The organism is Clostridium sp. (assembly GCF_017888565.1).
Taxonomy (GTDB): domain Bacteria; phylum Bacillota; class Clostridia; order Clostridiales; family Clostridiaceae; genus Clostridium.
Genome location: NZ_JAGHFX010000094.1, coordinates 119,196 through 140,184 on the forward strand (window position 1 = coordinate 119,196; position 20,989 = coordinate 140,184).

General features: G+C 28.5%; 21 protein-coding genes. 9 read left to right on the top strand and 12 right to left on the bottom strand.

What is annotated here, in order from left to right; translation table 11 throughout:
• Positions 1-62: 62 nt before the first annotated feature.
• The 9 genes from J7M87_RS18410 to J7M87_RS18450 all read right to left on the bottom strand — a co-directional run bounded on the left by J7M87_RS18410 (position 63) and on the right by J7M87_RS18450 (position 7,241).
• Positions 63-1,049 (bottom strand): molybdopterin-binding protein, encoded by a 987-nt coding sequence (locus J7M87_RS18410; RefSeq protein WP_291653382.1) that lies wholly within the window; start codon positions 1,047-1,049, stop codon positions 63-65.
• Positions 1,050-1,065: 16 nt separating this feature from the next.
• Positions 1,066-1,560, bottom strand: coding sequence for a molybdopterin-binding protein (locus tag J7M87_RS18415; protein WP_291653384.1), 495 nt, complete (start codon positions 1,558-1,560; stop codon positions 1,066-1,068).
• Positions 1,551-1,682, bottom strand: a complete 132-nt coding sequence (locus tag J7M87_RS18420; RefSeq protein WP_291653386.1) for a hypothetical protein — start codon at positions 1,680-1,682, stop codon at positions 1,551-1,553. The genes J7M87_RS18415 and J7M87_RS18420 overlap by 10 nt, the downstream gene beginning before the upstream one ends.
• 54 nt (positions 1,683-1,736) lie before the next feature.
• On the bottom strand, positions 1,737-2,543 hold the full coding sequence (yqeB, locus tag J7M87_RS18425; protein WP_291653388.1) for a selenium-dependent molybdenum cofactor biosynthesis protein YqeB: 807 nt from the start codon (positions 2,541-2,543) through the stop codon (positions 1,737-1,739).
• A 123-nt stretch (positions 2,544-2,666) separates the two neighbouring features.
• Complete coding sequence (yqeC, locus tag J7M87_RS18430) at positions 2,667-3,404, bottom strand: selenium cofactor biosynthesis protein YqeC (RefSeq protein WP_291653390.1); 738 nt, start codon at positions 3,402-3,404, stop codon at positions 2,667-2,669.
• 241 nt (positions 3,405-3,645) lie between these two features.
• The gene (gene selD, locus J7M87_RS18435) at positions 3,646-4,704 is read right to left on the bottom strand and encodes a selenide, water dikinase SelD (protein ID WP_291653392.1); all 1,059 of its coding nucleotides are present in this window, start codon (positions 4,702-4,704) and stop codon (positions 3,646-3,648) included.
• A gap of 234 nt (positions 4,705-4,938) precedes the next feature.
• A complete protein-coding gene (locus J7M87_RS18440) occupies positions 4,939-6,078 on the bottom strand; it encodes a mechanosensitive ion channel family protein (RefSeq protein WP_291653394.1) in 1,140 nt (379 codons plus the stop codon).
• A 268-nt stretch (positions 6,079-6,346) separates the two neighbouring features.
• A complete protein-coding gene (locus tag J7M87_RS18445) occupies positions 6,347-6,508 on the bottom strand; it encodes a DUF1540 domain-containing protein (RefSeq protein ID WP_291653396.1) in 162 nt (53 codons plus the stop codon).
• Positions 6,509-6,635: 127 nt separating this feature from the next.
• The gene (locus J7M87_RS18450) at positions 6,636-7,241 is read right to left on the bottom strand and encodes an NAD(P)H-dependent oxidoreductase (RefSeq protein ID WP_291653398.1); all 606 of its coding nucleotides are present in this window, start codon (positions 7,239-7,241) and stop codon (positions 6,636-6,638) included.
• Positions 7,242-7,449: 208 nt separating this feature from the next.
• Here J7M87_RS18450 and J7M87_RS18455 point away from each other — a divergent pair, with 208 nt between their 5' ends.
• Positions 7,450-7,830 carry a helix-turn-helix domain-containing protein gene (locus J7M87_RS18455; protein ID WP_291653399.1) on the top strand — a complete coding sequence of 127 codons (381 nt, stop codon included), beginning with the start codon at positions 7,450-7,452 and terminating at the stop codon, positions 7,828-7,830.
• A gap of 325 nt (positions 7,831-8,155) precedes the next feature.
• Here J7M87_RS18455 and sdaAA read toward each other — a convergent pair whose 3' ends face one another.
• From sdaAA to J7M87_RS18470, 3 genes are all read right to left on the bottom strand, one after another.
• Positions 8,156-9,037, bottom strand: a complete 882-nt coding sequence (sdaAA, locus tag J7M87_RS18460) for an L-serine ammonia-lyase, iron-sulfur-dependent, subunit alpha (RefSeq protein ID WP_291653401.1) — start codon at positions 9,035-9,037, stop codon at positions 8,156-8,158.
• A 1-nt stretch (position 9,038) separates the two neighbouring features.
• Positions 9,039-9,719 (bottom strand): L-serine ammonia-lyase, iron-sulfur-dependent subunit beta, encoded by a 681-nt coding sequence (gene sdaAB / locus J7M87_RS18465; protein ID WP_291653402.1) that lies wholly within the window; start codon positions 9,717-9,719, stop codon positions 9,039-9,041.
• Between the two features lie 688 nt (positions 9,720-10,407).
• Complete coding sequence (locus J7M87_RS18470; protein ID WP_291653404.1) at positions 10,408-12,063, bottom strand: nucleoside kinase; 1,656 nt, start codon at positions 12,061-12,063, stop codon at positions 10,408-10,410.
• 196 nt (positions 12,064-12,259) lie between these two features.
• On the opposite strand from J7M87_RS18470, the gene J7M87_RS18475 reads away from it, so the two are divergent.
• From J7M87_RS18475 to J7M87_RS18510, 8 genes are all read left to right on the top strand, one after another.
• The gene (locus tag J7M87_RS18475) at positions 12,260-12,946 is read left to right on the top strand and encodes a YetF domain-containing protein (RefSeq protein WP_291653406.1); all 687 of its coding nucleotides are present in this window, start codon (positions 12,260-12,262) and stop codon (positions 12,944-12,946) included.
• Complete coding sequence (locus tag J7M87_RS18480) at positions 12,946-13,326, top strand: DUF4363 family protein (RefSeq protein ID WP_291653408.1); 381 nt, start codon at positions 12,946-12,948, stop codon at positions 13,324-13,326. The genes J7M87_RS18475 and J7M87_RS18480 overlap by 1 nt, the downstream gene beginning before the upstream one ends.
• Before the next feature lie 548 nt (positions 13,327-13,874).
• A complete protein-coding gene (locus J7M87_RS18485; RefSeq protein WP_291653410.1) occupies positions 13,875-15,098 on the top strand; it encodes an argininosuccinate synthase in 1,224 nt (407 codons plus the stop codon).
• A gap of 2 nt (positions 15,099-15,100) precedes the next feature.
• The gene (gene argH / locus J7M87_RS18490) at positions 15,101-16,501 is read left to right on the top strand and encodes an argininosuccinate lyase (RefSeq protein ID WP_291653412.1); all 1,401 of its coding nucleotides are present in this window, start codon (positions 15,101-15,103) and stop codon (positions 16,499-16,501) included.
• A complete protein-coding gene (argC, locus tag J7M87_RS18495) occupies positions 16,489-17,523 on the top strand; it encodes an N-acetyl-gamma-glutamyl-phosphate reductase (RefSeq protein ID WP_291653414.1) in 1,035 nt (344 codons plus the stop codon). The genes argH and argC overlap by 13 nt, the downstream gene beginning before the upstream one ends.
• Positions 17,524-17,527: 4 nt before the next feature.
• Positions 17,528-18,787: a bifunctional glutamate N-acetyltransferase/amino-acid acetyltransferase ArgJ gene (gene argJ / locus J7M87_RS18500; protein ID WP_291653434.1), complete on the top strand. Its 1,260-nt coding sequence runs from the start codon at positions 17,528-17,530 to the stop codon at positions 18,785-18,787.
• 17 nt (positions 18,788-18,804) lie between these two features.
• Positions 18,805-19,659 carry an acetylglutamate kinase gene (gene argB, locus J7M87_RS18505; RefSeq protein ID WP_291653416.1) on the top strand — a complete coding sequence of 285 codons (855 nt, stop codon included), beginning with the start codon at positions 18,805-18,807 and terminating at the stop codon, positions 19,657-19,659.
• A gap of 148 nt (positions 19,660-19,807) precedes the next feature.
• Positions 19,808-20,968: an aspartate aminotransferase family protein gene (locus tag J7M87_RS18510; RefSeq protein WP_291653418.1), complete on the top strand. Its 1,161-nt coding sequence runs from the start codon at positions 19,808-19,810 to the stop codon at positions 20,966-20,968.
• The last annotated feature ends 21 nt before the right edge of the window (positions 20,969-20,989 follow it).

The window sequence follows — 20,989 nt, forward strand, 5'->3', positions numbered from 1 at the left end:
CAAATAATTAAAACTATAAGTATATTAAATAGATAAAATACTTCCTTAAATCTTATTGTAACTTATATGTAATCATTAATAATACATAATCCTCCATGACTATAACTTGCTATATCATTCTTAGTTAACTTTTCTCCGGCTAAAACTCTCGGTAATATTACATCAAAAGTAGTACCTTTAGAAAAAATTACTCCTCCAGGTAGCCCTAATATTGGTATATCTCCTTTATAAGAAATTAAAAACATAGCACCTGGAAAAATAGGAGTTCCATAAGAAACAATTTCTGCTCCAATTTCCCTTATTGCTTTAGGAGTTAAGTCATCAGCATCAACTGACATCCCTCCAGTACAAAGAATCATTTCTGCTCCATTTTCTAGCCAATAATTTATTGCTTCTTTTATTTCTTCTAAATCGTCTTTTATTATTGTTTGTCCAATAATTTCACATCCGAATCTAGATACCTTTTTCTCTATTACACCTTTAAATGCATCTTTTATTCTTCCATAATAAACTTCATTTCCAGTTGTAACTATTGCAATTTTTTTAGGCTTAATTGGGATAACATTTATTATCTTTTTACTTGCAACACTTTTGGCTTCATATAACTTATCCTTATTAATTGCTAATGGAATAACTTTCGTTGCTGCAATTTTATCTCCTTTTTTAACAATTGTATCATTCTTAATCGTTGATAAAATCACTTCATCTATAGAGTTTAATTTAACAAGTAAATCTAAATCTATTTTAAGGAGCCCATCTATAGCAGCAAAAAATTCTATTTTTCCTTCTTTAACTTCTGAAAAAGTTAATGCACTACCTGCACATATATTCTTAAGGAATTCTGCGGCCTCATTTTCATGAGCTAAATTTTCATCTTCATCCCATATGTAAATATGATCTTTTCCTATTGATAAAAGCTCATCTATATCCTTTTCTTCAACTATATGTCCCTTTTTAAAGGCTACACCCTTAAATTCTCCTGGAACTATTTTAGTAATATCATGACATAAAGCACATCCTATAGCTTCCCTTACATCTATAACCTTCATACGTTCACCTCTTTTATCATAAAACACAATCTTTTATTTTATCAATTACCATTTCTACCCCATATTCAATGGTTTCTATAGCAAAATCTAATGATGAAATTAGAAATTTTGGGTTCTCTAGTAAATTAACTATTAATGTCTCCCCCCTAATACCAGCAACTCCTCTTGACAGCATTACATTCTTACTCATTTGTAAATTGTAACATCTTATTCCTTCTGCAATACCATTTACTTCTTTTATAATTATATTTCTTGTTGCCTCTGGAACAATATCTGTAGGACGACATGCAATCCCCCCTGTTGTTAGTATTAAATTTACTTTTAGCTCATCACTCATATACTTCATTTCATTTTCTAAATCTACTTGATCACTTTTTAAGATCCTATATCTTAATATTTGATATCCTCTATTTTCTAAATATCTTTTTATTATTCTCCCTCTATAATCATCCTCTTCTTTATATCCCTTATCATCTATAGTTATTATCCCAGCTGTTATCATTAACTCCATACCTTCCTTGTGTCATTCTTATGTGTTAATGAACCTTTATTTTTCATTAAATGTATTTCTAATGCAATATTTTCACTCTTTTTAAATATTTCAGAAACTTCTATTAATATTTTTTCATTCATAAATCCCACTCCAATCTTATATACCTTTTATACTTTTAATAATAAATAAAAATCTTATATCCCCTTTTGATTCTTCATCATTAATAAAGCTTCTAATACACCCCCTCCTATATTTCTAGCTTTATCTGAAATTGTAGTATAATTATCTATTTCTTTAAGTCTTGGATCTATATCACCTATTTTTAACCCTATTTCAACTATTGTTCCATCTTTTATAATACCTCGAAGTAACCCATCTATAGGTGCTAATACTTTATGACTATCTATTAAAGCTAAAACTTCATCCTTTTTAACTATATCTCCTATAGATTTTAAATTTTTTATAATACCATTTGCTTCACTATATATTACTCTTTCTTTTGAAAATCCAGCTATTTCTCCTGGAACACCAGTATTAGGCATTGCATATCCCTCAAATATTAATCTTCCTAAATTATGTCCCCTCATTGTTTCTATAACAACATCAACATCAACACCTGCTTCAAATCCTGGTCCTAGTGCTATTGTTATTGGAGCCATATTTTTATTTGTTCCTAAATTTTTTTTAGCTAGTATAGCATCTACTACTGCAAATGGCTTAATTCTACTAATATAATCGCCCTTATCATCAACCACTATTGGAATACATTTATTTTTAAATGCATTATTTATATCCTCTAGATTATATGCACGAATTGCTTTTATTCCCTCTACCGTAGCTTCTCCATTATATATAGCATCACTAAATGCTACGTTTCTTCTAATTGCTGTTGGCTTTTCTATTTCTAAAACTAATACATTAAATCCACTTCTATATAACTTTTGTATTGTTCCAGATGCAATGTCTCCCCCACCTCTTACTATTACAGTCCTCAAATCCATAGTTTTCACCATCTTTCTTATAGTTTATATTAAAACAAATATATGATTTTTACTTTATCACTTTACTTAATCAAATATAATTAATATTTTTTATCATCTAAGTAATCCCCCACAAATCAATACTTAGATAATTTTGTTATAAATTTTATTTTTTAAGCTCCCATATATTATTTTATCTAACAGCTTCTCCTTTTCGTTTCTTTTGATAATTTCTTTAATAAGCAACTTTAAATCATTCTCATCAATCTTCTCTATCTTATTTAGAAATAATATTCTTTCTCCATTAGAATATTTAAACAAGCCACCATCATTAAATATTACTTTTACAAAATGATTTATATTTATAATATCTCCTGAAGAACTATTAGTCAGCTTATTAAATTCACATACCCTATGTACATTATCATCATTTATTTCTAGAGCTAATGCTTCAACGCTCATAACTCCTATAGTTAAGTTTGTTTCTTCACAAATTACTGGCTCCGTATCATTCCATCCCTTAATTGGTTTTCTTTTAGACCCATCGGATTCTAATAAAATATATTTAAAATCTTTTGTTAACGTTTTTATAAATTCTTTTTCTATACCTATAAGTTTATTTTCTTTGCTTATGGATTTTCCATATGCATATACTCCATTTTTCATATTAACTTTCATAGAATTGTATTCATTTTCACCAATAGCTAAATAATCAACTTCGTCTTTTGTTGGGATAAAAATTTTAGTTGTGGTTGAAACTAAAATTTTATTGTCACTTTTAAGTTCATTAGCTAATAAATACATTAAAGTTGTTTTTCCGCCACATCCAACTATAGATACTATGGAGTTATTTTTTATACCTATAAATTCCTTTAAACTCAATTAAATTTATCTCCAATTCATAATCAATTTTTATTATATAATCTTATCCTTCCAATATAATTATATAATAAATAGTATATCTGTTAAATATTTGAACATGTTTTTATTAATTTTTAGATTTTATAGAGTTTTATCTATAAATGATGTATAAATATGCCTTAATATTGACAGTTTTTAATATATCATAAGAAATTATTATATAAAAAATAAGTGAAGTCTTTAATCTTCACTTATTTTTTATTTATATTACAGTAATTACATTTTCATTGCTTCCTTTTTTAACAACTTTTCCTATTATTTCTGCTTTTATTTCACTTCTTTTATTTATATTTGCTAATAACTCATTAGCTTTACTTTCTTCAACTGAAATTAATAATCCTCCTGATGTTTGCGGATCAAAAAGTGCAAGTCTCATTTGCTCAGAAATTTCAGGACTAAAATCTACCCATTCTTCAAAATATTTTTCATTAGAATATGCTCCACTAGGAAGACAATACTCTTTTATTAAATCTATTACTTTATTCATTATAGGTACTTTTTTGCTATCTATCTCTATTTCAACTTCACTTCCATTTGCCATTTCATATGCATGTCCAATAAATCCAAAACCTGTAATATCAGTACAAGAATTAACTCCTACCTTTTGCATTTCTTCTGAAGCAATTTTATTAAGAGTTGACATTACATTAGCTGCTTCTTCAAACTCCTCATCTGTAATAAATTCTATCTTTAAAGCTGTAGTTAAAACTCCACACCCAATAGGCTTTGTTAATATAAGAACATCACCCTCTTTAGCTCCTGAATTCGTTACTACTTTCTTTGGATCTACTATTCCTGTAACTGAAACTCCATATTTTATTTCTTCATCTGTAATTGTGTGTCCACCAGCTATTGTTGCTCCTGCTTCTCTTATCTTATCAGCCCCACCTTTTAATATCTCTGCTAATATTTCTGGTCCTATAGTGGCTGAAAAACAAGCTAAATTCAATGCAGTTAATGGCTTTCCACCCATTGCATAAACATCACTTAAGGCATTCGTTGCAGCTATTTGTCCAAATGTATATGGATCATTTGCAACTGGAGTAAAAAAATCTACTGTTTGAACTAATGCCAAATCATCTGATATTTTATAAACACCAGCATCATCAGATTTATCAAATCCTACAATTAAATTTGGATCTCTCTCCTCCACTTTGGCTTCTATATGACTTAAAACCTTCGCTAATCCATCCGGAGTAAACTTACCAGCACAGCCACATCTTGTTGATAATTGTGTAAGTTTTTTATTATTTAGTTCCATATAAACACCTCTTATATATTCATCTATTATAATTCATATAATTTACTTAATAATTAAATTATACCACTAAATTTTCATAAAAAAAGTAGCCATATATAAGTTTACTTATTCTGTCACATTTGTGATGTTACCAAAACCTACATATGCCTACTTAATCTATGAAGTAAGAAGAGTATATATAATTTCCATCTTATCCATTAGATTTATTTAACTTTATATTCACTTTGAGTTTTTCTATTTTCCTCTTTCTTCTTCTGTTATATTTCTTATTGATTCTAATTCCGTACACTCAGTCTCGCAATTTCCTCCTCTATGCTCCAATCCATTTCCAAAATTAAAAGTTAAAAACATAAGCTCTACATCTTCTTCTCTAAGTATCCTTAGTATATCCATATTTATTTCTTCTTTTAATTTTTCATATAAAGTATAATTTAGTTCATTTGTATAGAAACAAACAAAAACACCAAACCCGTATGTAGATAATTCATTAAAACTTACAATAATTAACTCCTTATCTATTTTTTTATGACTTTTTAGTAATTCTTCAATCCTATCCACACAACTTTTAATTTGTTTAACTTCAGTATCAAACCTAATAGTAAATTTAAAGTGTATTCTTCTTAGCTTCCTTTGTGTCCAATTTATAATATTTTCATTTGCAAGCTTTGAATTTGGTACAGTTGCAATAGCCATAGAAAAAGTTCTTATTCTTGTACTTCTAAATGTTATATCTTCAACTATTCCTTCAACTTGTGATGTTTGTATCCAGTCACCTATTGCAAAAGGTCTATCTAATACTATTATAACTCCGCCAAATAAATTAGAAAAAGTATCTTGTGCCATTAGTGCAAAGGCTACCCCACTGATTCCAAGTCCAGCTATAAATCCTGTAAAACCAAATTCTCTAGCTATACAGCTTATTCCTATTACTATAATAAATAACCGTATTATTATAGATACAAAAGGAAATACTATTGTATTTCCTCCTTCATTTCTATGCATTCTAGTATATAAAAAAGAATTTTCTAAAGTTAAATTATAAAAGAAATAACAGATTACTATGACTATAAATATCTTTTTTAATCTATCACTTGTAACTGTATTAACATTCAATCCATCAAAGTCTATAATTTTCAACGATGCATAAAAAGAATATAACGTTATATATAACTTAATTGGTTTTTCTAGCGCTCTTACTAAACTATCATCGGCAAAGTTTTTAGTTCTTTTCACTAGCCTAATTATATAATCAAAAATCTTGGTTATTATGTATTTATTTATACATAAGGCTAGAATTACAACTATACCTGCAACGAAATATTTACTTATACTTACTTTTAATAATTCGGTAAAAATATCTTCTATTTCTTTCATAGTTCCCCCTAAAAGGATTTCTATAAAATGTTAACTATAAATTTAAATAACATTTTCATTTTTTATATCAAACATTATTTTTACCTATATTCTTTATTTTTATCCATTTTACGAGTCAATACTTCTTGTAGTTATTTGTAAAATTTCTTATTTCATTTATCATAAGATTTAATATATTTGTAAATGAAAAGAGAAAGGAATTTTCCTTTCTCTTTCTCTTAGATTTATTTAATATAAATCTTTAAATCCAGTCCGTAATTCTAAGAATTTATTGTCTTAATTCAAAAGAATCACAATCTGTACATTCTACTTGAGTTGGATTTTTTTCATGAGTTCCAACTTGAATCATTGATAATGTACAATATTTTTCATTTGTATTGTTATACTTGCATTGTTCAACTGTACATTTTATGCTTGGGTTCTTATCCATTAAAATCACCACCTTACATAGTTATTATTTACTTTATAAGTTATACTATTCATTAAATAAAACAGTTTTAAAGTGATGAGTTTAATTTATTTTATTAATTCTTAAAATTTCTTCTTAAATCTTTAAATTAAAAATTCTTTGCAATTTCTTTTGCATCAGAAATTTCATTTGTAACAATTTTTTCTACATCAATTCCAAATACATCTAAGTTTTCAGCCGCAACACTCTTAATATCTTTAACACCAAAGAATGTTAAAATAGCTCTTAAATATCTTTCTCCCATTTCAAGTTCCTTAGTTATTGGATTTGAATAATCTCCGCCTCTTCCAGAAACTATTAAAGCCTTACTTGCTTTACATAATCCCACTGGACCTTGAGCTGTATATTTAAAAGTTATTCCTGTCACACTTACATAGTCAAAGTAAGCTTTAACTATTGCTGGTGTTCCTAAATTCCACATAGGTGTAGCTATAACAATTTTATCAGCTTCAGCTATTTGATAAGCATATTTTAAAATTGGATGCTTCTTGCTTTCTTCTGTTTTTTCTCCAAATACATCGGCTAAATCTTCTGGTCTTAAGAAATCAATTCCTTCTTTATATAAATCCAAAACTGTTATTTCATCATTTGGATTATTCTTTCTATATTCTTCTATAAAATTATCTGATATTCTAAATGTTCTTGATTGTCCTTCTGGCTTAATATTTGCTTTTATATATAATACTTTATTCATATTTGTCCTCCTATTAGTAATTACCATTGGTAATATACTTGTATTTTGCTATAATAAAATAATAAGTTATATATTATTTTATTTCAAGTAGACACTTTTTTTATACATAGTATCTAAATTGATACTCCTTCTCAATTAAAATAGTATAACTTATAGTTTTATTATAATTATATTTTGTATAATATATGTGTAAATAAGGAGAGAATATATGGAGAAATTTTCAATACACCATAGTGATTGCTATGTAAATGAAAACAATAACTCGCATGAAGTTTGTCCTATGATTTTAGTACATAAGCTAATTTCAGGAAAATGGAAAATATTAATATTATGGTATTTATGTAATGGCCCACTTAGATTTAGCGATATAAAAAGAAAGCTTCCAAATGTTACTCAAAAAATGCTTACAAATCAACTTAGAAGCTTAGAAGAAGATAATTTAATTTATAGAAAGGTTTATCCTGTTATTCCACCTAAGGTTGAATATGGTTTAACTGATGTTGGAACAAAAATTATCCCTGTACTTCAAGCCATGCATAATTATGGGCAAGAATATATTAATGCAATAGACGGAGAAATAGAAATATAAAAAAATGAAGTAATGAAAAAATACTAGTTAGAAAAGAAAAATAGAATATGTGAAATAAGCATATAGCTAAAATTTAGAAGTACTTGTTAAAGGAAAAACTACTAGGCCTTAGTGTTTATTAATTGGCTCTAGCATAGCTAGTTAACCAAAACCATTGACATAGTAGTTTTTTAATAATTAGTAGGAACATCTACTTTAGGTAAACTTCAGTAGATGAGCTTTCATAATAAGTTCAGTTATAACTTTGCTGAACTTCACTAAGTATTCAATTTCTGCGTAGCTGTATAGCTTATGGAACATACTCTATTTATATTTGTTCTTATATTTAATTATCTCCAAAGACTTTTTTCTTTAGCATCAATCCAGCCTTAGTAACTGCTACACCACCTTGAGCAGTTTCTCTTAATGCAGCTGGCAAACTTCTTCCTACTTTATACATAGCAGATAATGCATCATCAAAAGGTATCTTAGATTCTACACCTGCCATAACTAAATCTGCTGTACATAATGCACTCATTGCACCTGAAGCATTTCTTTTAGCACATGGAATTTCTACTAAGCCTGCAACTGGATCGCAAACTAATCCTAATATATTTTTAAATACTATAGCACCTGCATCTAATGACATTTTTGGTGTTCCACCCATCATTTCTACAACTGCTGCTGATGCCATTGCTGCTGCTGACCCACATTCAGCCTGACATCCTCCTTCTGCACCTGCAAAGGTTGCATTTCTACCAATAATCATCCCAACTGCTGCTGCTGCAAATAATGCTTTCATTAATTCTTCATCATTTTTTCCTAATTTTTCTCCTGCAGTTAAAATAACAGCGGGCAGAATTCCGCAAGACCCAGCAGTAGGACATGCAACTATTTTACCCATTGATGCATTTACCTCTGATGATGATAATGCCATAGCCATTGCTAAAACCATGGTATCTCCAGTTAGAGAGTTTCCTTTTTTTAAATATTGCTGCAATTTATATGCATCTCCACCAATTAATCCACTAACTGAATATACTTCTTTTTCTCTTGCTTCAGTTGCACCACTTCTCATTGCATCTAAAGTCTTTTTCATTTTTAAAAACACTTCTTCTCTTGAAAGATCTCTATCTTCCATTTCTCTTATTATTGCATACTCACTTAATGAAATTGAATTTTCTTCGCATATATGTACAAGTTCTTCTCCAGATTTTGCTATATCCAAACTATTCACCCTCCTCAACTTTATTAATAAGGATCACTTTTTCTATTCCTTCAATCTTTTTAATTTTATCTATTAATTCATTTGAAATTTTACTATCAACTTCAAATGTCATAGTTGCATTCTTTCCTCTTTGGCTTCTTCCTAAATTTAAAAATGCAATGTTAACTTTATTATCATATAAAATATTTGTAACCTTTGCTACAGTTCCTGGTATATCCCTATGAGAAGTTATTATTGTTGCATAGGCACCTGTAAACTTAACTTTATTTCCGTTTATTTCAACTATTTCAATATTTCCTCCACCTATTGAACTACCTATAATATCACTCTCTTTACCATTTTTACATTTCATTAAGAATCTAACAGTATTAGGATGATAATCTCCCAAATCTTCATCCTTAAATGTTATTTTTATTCCCTTTTCCTTTGCAATTTCAAGCGAATCTCTAAGTCTCTCATCTGATGGATCCATCCCCATTATTCCTGCAACTAAAGCTCTGTCAGTACCATGTCCCTTATATGTTTTTCCAAAAGATCCATGTAATAAAAATGTGACTTCTATAACGTCATCACCTGCAATTGCACGAGCAACTTTACCTAATCTTGCTGCTCCTGCAGTATGTGAGGAAGATGGTCCTACCATAATAGGTCCTAATATATCAAAAACACCCATGCCACTCATGACTTTTTCTCCTTTAATATTAAATTAAATTTTGCTATACATATTATATAGTGGAATTAATTAAAAATCTATATACGATACAATAAGATTTAATACCCAAATAAAATATCTAAATAAATTATAGTATATGAAGAAATTCAGTATTTTACTAATTTATATAAAATTTAAATATACATACTTTGCTTTATTAATTAAATAAGCATATTGAATATTTAATATACCTATTTAAGTCTATATATTACTAGATTGAACTATATTAACTAAAAGGCTTAAATAAACTTAAATCATAAAATACACTTCTGATATCTATTTTTTTATTTTTATCCTTCTAAAAAAACTTTTATAAATAAACTCATCATTAGTTAATTCTATAATTACTTTGTTGTAATCATTCTTTAATACCATAACCACTCCATATATTAGTGGAAAGTTAAGCGTGAAAGAGTGAATAGTTCAGGTTGTTTTACTTTGCAAAACTAGATTTAAAATTGTGTCAATTCTCTTTATTAAAAATCCATTAAGGATTTTCCCTCAACTCTTTCATTCTTTCACTCTTCTTTTTCTTTAACAAAATATTAAACTAAAAATTCTTAGGATTTTTTATGCTTTCATAATTCAATGGAGGTGAATTATTTTCTAAACTCTTTCCCTCTTCACTATTTCACTTCTCTTAATTCTTTCATTTTTTCTAGTATTTATAAAATACGCTTCCACCAATGAATTCTCTTAATATACTATTAGTTGGTACATAATCTTTATCTATTTCTTTAAAGAATCCTAAAAATGACTTTAGCCTACTTGCTTCTAAGTAAACTGGACTATCTGTGCTAATTTTATCTAATTCTTCTAGTGCATATTTCTTTAATACACATAATTCATAAACTAAAGTCGAATTAAACATTATATCAGCCTCTTCTTGGAAAACGAAAATATTTTTTTCTTCTCCTCTTCTAATAGATGGCCACATTTTTAAGGTCTCTTCTGCTCCATAGCCTCTAGATAAATAATCTCTAACTATTCTTCTTACTCTTCTTATATCCGTAGTAGCTATTCTGTTATGATTATCTAAATTTAATTGAGTTAACGCTGATATATATATTTTAAATTTTTGTTTATCTGAAATTGATGATGTAAGCATTGGATTTAATCCATGAATTCCTTCAATTAACAATATTCCATTACGTGGTAGGGAAAGTTTACGTCCAAGCCATTCTCTTCCACCCTTTTTAAAATTAAAGCTTGGAATTTCAACTTCTTCTCCCTTTAAAAGACTAGTTAAATGAGAATTAAATAATTCTAAGTCTAGAGAATAAATACTTTCAAAATCATATTCTCCATTTTCATCTTTTGGAGTATGCTCTCTATCTACAAAATAATCATCTAATGATATAGGAATTGGAACATAACCATTTACCCTAAGTTGAACTGATAATCTATTGGCAAAAGTCGTTTTACCTGATGAGCTAGGCCCTGCTATTAACACAACCTTCGTTTCTTTTCTTTCATTTATCATATCAGCTATTTGAGCTATTTTCTTTTCATGAAGAGCTTCTGAAACCATAATCAAATCTCTAAATTCTCTATTTTCAACCTTATTATTTAATGACCCAACTTCTCCAACCCCTAAAATACTTAGCCATCTTTCTGTTTCCATAAAAATTTGAGATAGCTTCCTATTTTCCTTAAAATCAGATACAACATTTAAATCATTTTTCTTCGGATATCTTAATACAAAACCCGGATCGTAATACATTAAATCAAAAGCTTTTATTACTCCTGTTGAATATGCCATTTGTCCATAAAAATAATCATATCTTCCATCTAATTCATATAAATTTACATTTTCAAAAGACACATGATTTAATAAAGAGACCTTATCATCCATTCCGTACTCTTTAAATATTTTAATAGCTTTCTCCCTTTTTACTTTTATCTTCTTTATAGGTAAATCTTTTTCAATAAGCTCCTTCATTCTATGCTTTATCCTATTTACGTCTTCAGTATTTAAAACCTCTTCCTTATGAAGTTCAGCAAATACCCCTTCGCCTAAACTATGTTCAATTGTTATAACTGAATTATCAAAAAGGTCCAAAGTAGCCTTTATAAAAATAAATTGTAATGTCCTAGTATAAATTTTATATCCTATAGCACTGTTAAAATTTATTAATTCAATATCTCCATCTCCATCTATTACTCTAAATAACTCATGATACTTTCTATTTAATCTGCATAATGCTATATCAGTTGAATCTATATTTAGTGAAGTGTCTATAAATTCCTTGTAAGTAATACCTTCTTGCACATCGTACTCTTTTCCCTGGTACTTTATTTTAAAAATACTCATAATTGTCCTCCTCCAACTAAATTTTTGTCAATATTTCCTAATATCCTTATTTAATATTATATACTGAATATCCAAAAATTCTATAAAAATATCTTATAGCCTATTTTCCTTATTAATACTTATTTAACACTCTCTTTATTAATATAAGAATAAACTTATACATTTATACAGATAATATCTCATAAGAGGTGGTTTTATGTTTATTGTACTAATTCGAACCATTTTTCTTTATGCTTTAGTTATATTTGTAATTAGATTAATGGGAAAAAGACAAATAGGAGAATTACAACCTTATGAATTTGTAATTACTATAATGATTTCAGACCTTGCTGCACTACCTATGCAAGATACTAGATTGCCATTAATATTAGGTATTATACCTATTATAACTTTACTATTTATTAAAACAGTTTTATCGTTGCTTCAACTAAAAAGTCAAAAAGCTAGAAAGATTTTAGAAGGTGAACCTTGCATATTAATAAATAGAGGTAAAATAAATTTTCAAACTTTAAAAAAGCAACAAATTAACTTAGATGAGCTTATGGAAGAAATAAGACTTGCTGGATATTTTGATTTAAGTGAAATTGAATTTGGTATACTAGAAAATAATGGACAGATGTCCTTTTTAACTTCTAACAAATCTAATAATGGAAATTCAGATTCTAACAACTCTAATTCATCTAAACCTAGACTACCAATTATTTATGTTTTAGATGGTAAGATAAATAAAAATGCTCTAACTTCTGGTGATAAAACTGATGAATGGATTCAAAATGAATTAAAGAAACATAAAGTTAACTCAGTTAAAGATGTATTAATTGCAATGACAGATACTAAAGGTAAATTTATTTACCAACTTCATAAATGTGAGGAGGATAATTAATGAAAAACAGCATTATTTCTGTACTCCTTTTTATAGCATTGCTTATAGGACTATTTTTTCTAGATAATAAATTTGTATCATTATGTGATGATGTAATGATTAAATGTGAAGAAATAGAAAAGCTTCTAAATGAAAATGAAGATTATTTAGCATATGAAAGTTCAGTTGAACTATTAGAGTTAATAAAAGATAAAGCTGATATACCTGCAATATATCTAAATCATGTTGATTATGATTCATTAATGAATGAATCCTTAAAATTAACTCTCTATATACGAGGTGAAGATAAAGCTGAATCATTAGCCACGCTTCATTCAGTAAGGTATGCTTCTGAACATTTAAAAGATTTGCAAAAACCTAATCTTAGAAATTTATTTTAAAGTTAGTCTTATTTAAAGTTAGTCTTAATTATAAATATTATAAAGCTTATTAGAAATACGAAAAACTTGACCATAGCAAAATAATCTTGCTATGGTCTTTTTAATTTCAATAAAAACCTCATAATTTCTTTCATAAAAATGCATACTTAGTTAATAATCACAAATATTATTCAGTATTTATACAATATTTATGAATAAATATTTAATTTTACTCTTGCATAATTATACCAATAAACGTATAATTATAAACATAGTTTTTATAAACTATATAAGCTTTAATAAATATTCCATATTTAGGCGAATTAAATATTTTAGCATCTTATATCAAAATCAAATACTATATGTTTTCAAATTTGTATTTTAGCTAATTAATTATATTGACTGTTTAATATAATTTAACTCCTCAATATAACTATTCTATTAAGTCTATAAATATTTATTTGATACATATATATCTTAAAAATTATTCTTATAAGTAAATTAAATATAATATTGCTCTATATAAATAAATTTTATCTATAGCAATATTTAAGGGGGGCTTTTAATATATGAAAAAATTTAACAAAGTTGTACTAGCCTATTCAGGAGGACTAGATACATCAATAATTATTTCTTGGCTTAAAGAAGCTTATAGCTGTGAAGTTATTGCTGTAGTTGGTAATGTTGGTCAAAAAGATGAACTTGAAGGATTAGAAGAAAAAGCACTTAAAACTGGGGCATCAAAGTGCTATATAGAAGATTTAACTCATGAGTTTGTTAATGACTATATCTTCCCTACTATTCAAGCTAATGCTGTTTATGAAGGAAAATATCTTCTTGGTACATCTTTTGCAAGACCAATAATCGGTAAAAGATTAGTTGAAATAGCTTTAGCAGAAGAAGCTGATGCTATTTGTCATGGATGTACTGGTAAAGGAAATGACCAAGTAAGATTTGAACTTGCCGTTAAAGCCTTTGCACCAGATATGGAAATAATAGCTCCATGGAGAATCTGGGATATAAAATCTAGAGAAGAAGAAATTAAATACGCTCTAGATAAAGAAATTCCAATATCAATAAGCTATGAAACTAATTATAGTAAAGATAAAAACTTATGGCATCTAAGCCATGAAGGTCTTGATTTAGAAGATCCAAGTAATGAGCCAAACTATTATAAAATCCTAGAGCTTTCAAATACCTTAGAAAAAGCACCTGATAAAGCAACTTATATTACTTTAAAGTTTGAAAAGGGTATTCCAGTTGAATTAAATGGTGAAAACTTAGATGGAGTCAGTTTAATAGAAAAGCTTAACAAACTAGGTGGAGAAAATGCCATTGGAATAATTGATATGGTTGAAAACAGATTAGTTGGAATGAAATCAAGAGGAGTTTATGAAACTCCTGCTGGAACTATTCTTTATAAAGCTCATAAAGATTTAGAAGAACTTTGTCTTGATAAAGAAACCTCTCATTACAAAGAAATAATATCATTAAAATTTGCAGAAATTGTTTATAATGGACAATGGTTTACTCCACTTAGAGAAGCTTTATCAGCATTTATAGAAAAAACTCAAGAAACTGTTACTGGTGAAGTAAAACTTAAATTATATAAAGGTAATATTATAAATGCAGGAATGATTTCCCCTTACTCTTTATATAGCGAAGAATATGCAACTTTTGGAGAAGATGCTGTATATGATCAAAAAGATTCTGCTGGGTTTATAAACTTATTTGGACTACCTATAACAGTAAAAGCAAAAATGAATGAAGCATTAAAGAAAGCTGGTAAATAATTATGAAACTTTGGGGCGGACGATTTGAAAAGGGAGTTAATTCATTAGTTAATGATTTTAATTCTTCAATACGAGTAGATTCCAGAATGTATAAAGAAGATATTTTAGGTAGTTTAGCTCATGTGAAAATGTTAGGACAGCAAAATATAATTCCTAAAGAAGATAGTATAAAAATAGCTTCTGGCTTAGAAACAATTTTAAAAAGATTAGAAAATGGAGTTATAAAAATAGATGAAGCTTCTGAGGATATTCATAGCTTTATAGAAGGAACTTTAACCTACTATATCGGTGATGAAGGAAAAAAACTTCATACTGGAAGAAGCCGAAATGATCAAGTAACATTAGACACTAAGTTATATTTAAAAGGTGCCTTAGCAGATTTAGGAAATCACATTCTCTCTCTTCAAGAAGTTATATACAAAAAAGCTAATGATAATATAAATACCATAATGCCAGGCTACACTCATATGCAAAAGGCACAACCTATAACCTTTGCACATCATTTATTAGCTTATTCTGAAATGTTTAAAAGAGATTTAGGAAGAATATTTGATTGCTATAAAAGATTAGATCAAATGCCATTAGGTAGTGGCGCTCTTGCTACTTCAACTTATAAACTTGATAGGCATATGATAGCAAAAGATTTAGGCTTTGCATCCCTTACTGTAAATAGTTTAGATTCAGTTTCAGATAGAGATTACACAATAGAAGCACTCTCAACCTTATCTATGATAATGATGCATTTATCAAGATTTTCTGAAGAAATAATTATTTGGGCAACAAATGAATTTAGTTTTATAGAGTTATCTGATGAGTATAGTACAGGAAGTAGCATAATGCCACAAAAGAAAAATCCTGATGTTGCTGAATTAGTTAGAGGTAAAACTGGACGAGTTTATGGAGATTTAATAACACTTCTTACGGTTATGAAAGGTCTTCCTCTTGCCTATAACAAGGATATGCAAGAAGATAAAGAAGCTTTGTTTGATGCTTTAGATACAGCAACTATCTCACTAAAAGCCTTCACTGGAATGTTAGATACTATGAAAATAAATAAAGATAACATGAAAAAAGGAGCTTCTAGTGGATTTACAAACGCCACAGATGTTGCAGATTATCTAGTAAAAAAAGGATTAGCTTTTAGAGTTGCTCATGAAATAGTTGGTGAAATAGTTCTTTATTGTATAAAGAAAACTATTGCTATAGATGATCTTTCATTAAAAGAATTTAAAGGCTTCTCTCCTATTTTCGAAGAAGATATATACTCTGCAATAGATTTAGTAAATTGTATTGAAGAAAGAAAAGTATTTGGTGGTCCAAGCTCATCTTCAGTAAAAATTCAATTAGATTTACTTTTAGAATCAATAAAAAATACTAAGGAGGATTTAAAATGCTTAAAGTAGGAATAATTGGGGCAACTGGCTATGTTGGAGCTGAACTACTTAGGCTTTTATTAAATCATCCTAAAGTTACTATTGAAGCTATAAGTTCAGTTTCTTATGAAGGTGAATCAATATCTTCTATATATAAAAATCTATATGGGATTACAAATTTAATTTGTGAAAAGCAAAATGAAGTTATAAATAAATGCGATATTATATTTGCTGCACTTCCTCATGGTCTTAGTGAGGAAATTGCAGATTTAGTCAATAAGAAAAATAAAGTTCTTATTGACCTTGGGGCAGATTTTAGATTAAACAGTGAAGAAGATTATAAAAATTGGTATGGAAAAGAGTTTTTATACAAAGATCTTCATAAAAAAAGTATTTATGCTCTTCCTGAGCATAATAGAGAAAAAATAAAAGAGTATAAAATAATAGCTAATCCTGGTTGCTACCCTACTTCAATAGAGCTTGGATTAATGCCTCTTCTTAAAAACTCATTAATTAAATTAGATAATATAATATGCGATTCAAAATCAGGGGCAACAGGTGCTGGAAGAGGCCTTACATTAAAATCACACTATCCAGAATTAAACGAAAATTTTTCTGCATATGGAATAGGTTCACATAGACATATTCCTGAAATAGAACAATGTCTATCAGATATCGCACAAGAGGATGTAAATATTACCTTTACTCCTCACCTACTTCCAATAAATAGAGGTATCTTATCAACTATATACTGCTATCCAAAAGAAAAAATAAATATTGAAGATATCCATAATCTATACTCTAATTTTTATAAAGAAGAACCTTTTATAAATATACTCCCACTTGGCGATACAGCATCTATAAAAGATGTTAAATACACAAATAACTGTAATATATCATTGCATTTAACCCATCGATGTGATGGATTAATAATAGTCAGCACTATAGACAACATGATAAAAGGAGCCGCAGGACAAGCGATACAAAATATGAATATAATCATGGGATTTGAAGAAACTGAAGGGATTAGGTTAATTGCTACAAACAATTAATTTAATGGATTCAACTATCAATTACAAAAAGGGGGTTTTAAAATTGCAATTATTTACTAGCAAAGGCATCACTTCTCCTCAAGGCTTCCTTGCATCTGGAATTCATTGTGGACTTAAGAAAAATAATTTGAAGCTAGATTTAGCGCTAATTTATTCAACTGTTCCAGCTACTGCTGCTGGAGTTTATACAAAAAATAAAGTTAAGGGAGCTCCTATTTATATAACTAAGGAACATTTATCTAATAAAAAAGCTCAAGCAATAATAATAAATAGCGGAAATGCTAATACATGCAATGGGGATGATGGATTAGTAAAAGCTAAACGAATGACTGAACTTCAAGCAAAAGCTCTTGAACTTAAGCCAAGTGATGTCCTAGTTGCATCAACAGGTGTTATAGGTATTCCTCTAAACATAGATGCAATAAAAAATGGAATTCCTATGCTTACAGATAGATTATCAAAGGATGGTTTTAATAATGCTGCCACTGCAATAATGACAACTGATACTTTTAAAAAGCAACTATCATTAGAATTTATGATCGGCAGCAAAAAAATAACTATTGGAGCTATGGCAAAGGGTTCTGGGATGATAGAACCTAATATGGGTACTATGCTCTCCTTTATAACCACAGATTTAAATATTTCTGGAGAAATGCTCCAACAAGCTTTAAGGGAAAGTACAAAAATAAGCTACAACAGAGTAAGTGTAGATGGAGATACAAGCACCAATGATATGGTGTTAATACTAGCTAATGGACTAGCTGAAAATAATACAATTAAGGAAAAAGACTCTAATTATTACTTATTTCTTGAAGCATTAAATAAAATTAATATAGCTCTTGCTAAAATGATTGCTAAAGATGGTGAAGGTGCAAGCAAACTTATTGAATGTATAGTTTATAATTGTAAATCAATAAAGGATGCAGAAATCTTATCTAAAGGTGTTATAAATTCTCCTCTTGTAAAAACAGCAATGTTTGGTAGCGATGCTAATTGGGGAAGAATTTTATGTGCTCTTGGTTACTCTGGAATTAATATAGATCCAAACAAAATAGATTTAACATTTGAAAGTTCTGTAGATAAAATTGATGTTTGCAAAAAGGGCATAGGACTTTCCTTTGATGAGGTTAAAGCAAAGGAAATTTTATTAAAAGATGAAATTACTATTCATATTAACATGAATGATGGCGAATTCTCCTCTACTGCTTGGGGATGTGATTTAAGCTATGATTATGTAAAAATTAATGGTGACTATAGAAGTTAACTGGAGGTATAAAGGTTTTGAATTATTTTGAACATGCAAGAGTATTAACTCAAGCACTTCCATATATACAATCATTATCAGGAAAAATAGTAGTAATTAAATATGGTGGAAATGCTATGACTAGTACTGAACTAAGAAGAAGCGTTGCAACTGATATAGTATTATTGCAATGTGTAGGAATAAAGCCTGTTATAGTACATGGAGGTGGCCCTCATATATCAGAATTTCTAAACAAAATAGGTGAAGAAAGTAAATTTATAGATGGGCTTCGTTATACAGATGATAAAACTATAGATATAGTTAAAATGATCCTAGGAGGTAAAGTAAATAAAGACATAGTAAGCTTAATAGAAAGTGCTGGTGGAAAAGCTATTGGTTTATGTGGTATGGATGCTTCTTTTATAAAAGCAAAGAAACTAGAGAAGTCAATTGATTTAGGTTATGTAGGAGAAATAATATCTATTGATACGACTGTATTAACTACTTTACTATCATCAGGATACATTCCTGTCATAGGATCAGTTGCAACAAGTGAAGATTGTACTCAAACTTACAATATAAACGCAGATACCTGTGCATCCAAAATAGCCTCTGCACTAAAAGCTGAAAAATTAATACTTCTTACAAATGTTCCTGGATTAATGTTAAATCCAAATGATGAAGCTACTTTAATATCCTCCCTAAGACCACATGAAATAAAAAAGCTACAAATGGATGGAATAATAAAAAATGGAATGATTCCTAAAATAGATTGTTGTGTAGAAGCCATAAGAATGGGAGTTAAAAAATCACATATAATAGATGGTACACTTCCCCACTCAATACTTCTAGAACTACTTTCAAAAGATGGAATAGGAACGATGATATATTAACAATGTATAATGGACAATTGATAATGCATAATTAATGTATAAACTCTACGAGTTTATGAAATATATTTTTAATTCAGCTTTACTAAATTATTTCATTAATTATCAATTGTGAATTATCCATTGTGAATTTTTATATGGGGGTTTTTATATGTCTAATAATTTATCTTTAATGTCAACTTACTCTTATCTACCTGTGAACTTAGTTAAGGGGAATGGTTGTATCCTATATGATGATATTGGAAATGAGTATATCGATTTTACAAGTGGTATTGGGGTAAATAGCCTCGGTTATGGTAATTCTGAATGGAGCAAAGCTATATTTAATACTGCCTGTACTTTGCAGCACATATCAAATATTTTTCTTAATGAAAATACTTTAAAATTGGCAAATAAAATAACTAAACTTTCAAAAATGAGTAAAGCTTTCTTTTGCAATTCCGGTGCCGAAGCTAATGAAGGTGCTATAAAACTTGCTAGAAAGTATAGTTTTGATAAATATGGAGCTAATAGAAATAAAATTCTTACATTAAAGCAATCCTTTCACGGTAGAACTTTAGCAACTTTAACAGCAACTGGACAAGATAAATTTCATAACTACTTCTTCCCTTTCCCTGATGGATTTGATTACTTTAAAGCAAATGATATAGATGATTTCAATGATAAACTATCTAATGATGTTTGTGCTGTTATGATGGAAGCAATTCAAGGTGAAGGTGGAGTTTATCCTTTAAATTATAAATTTGTCAAAGAAGTTTATAAAATATGTAAAGAAAAAGATATTCTTTTAATATTTGATGAAGTTCAATGTGGAATAGGCCGAACTGGAAAACTATTTGGCTATCAACACTTTGATATAACTCCAGATATAGTCACTATAGCCAAGGGGTTAGGTGCTGGTTTGCCTATAGGTAGTTTTTTATGTAATGAAAATTTATCAAACGTTTTTAAACCTGGTGATCATGGTACAACCTTTGGTGGAAATCCAGTAGCTTGTTCTGGCGCTTTAGTTGTATTAAACACTATTTGCACTGATTCTAAATTAAAAGAAATAGCTGAAAATGGTGAGTATCTAATATCCTTGCTTAAAAATATAGATTCAAATCTAATAAAAGAAGTAAGAGGAAAAGGACTAATAGTTGGATTAGAACTAAGTATCCCTTCTTCCGAAATACAACAAAAAGCACTAGAAAGAGGACTTTTACTATTAACAGCTGGACCAAATGTAGTTAGACTACTACCGCCATTGATAATATCTAAAGAAGAAATAAAAAAAGGAATAGATATATTAAATGAAACAATTAAAGAATGAAAAAATGAAAATTATTTAATT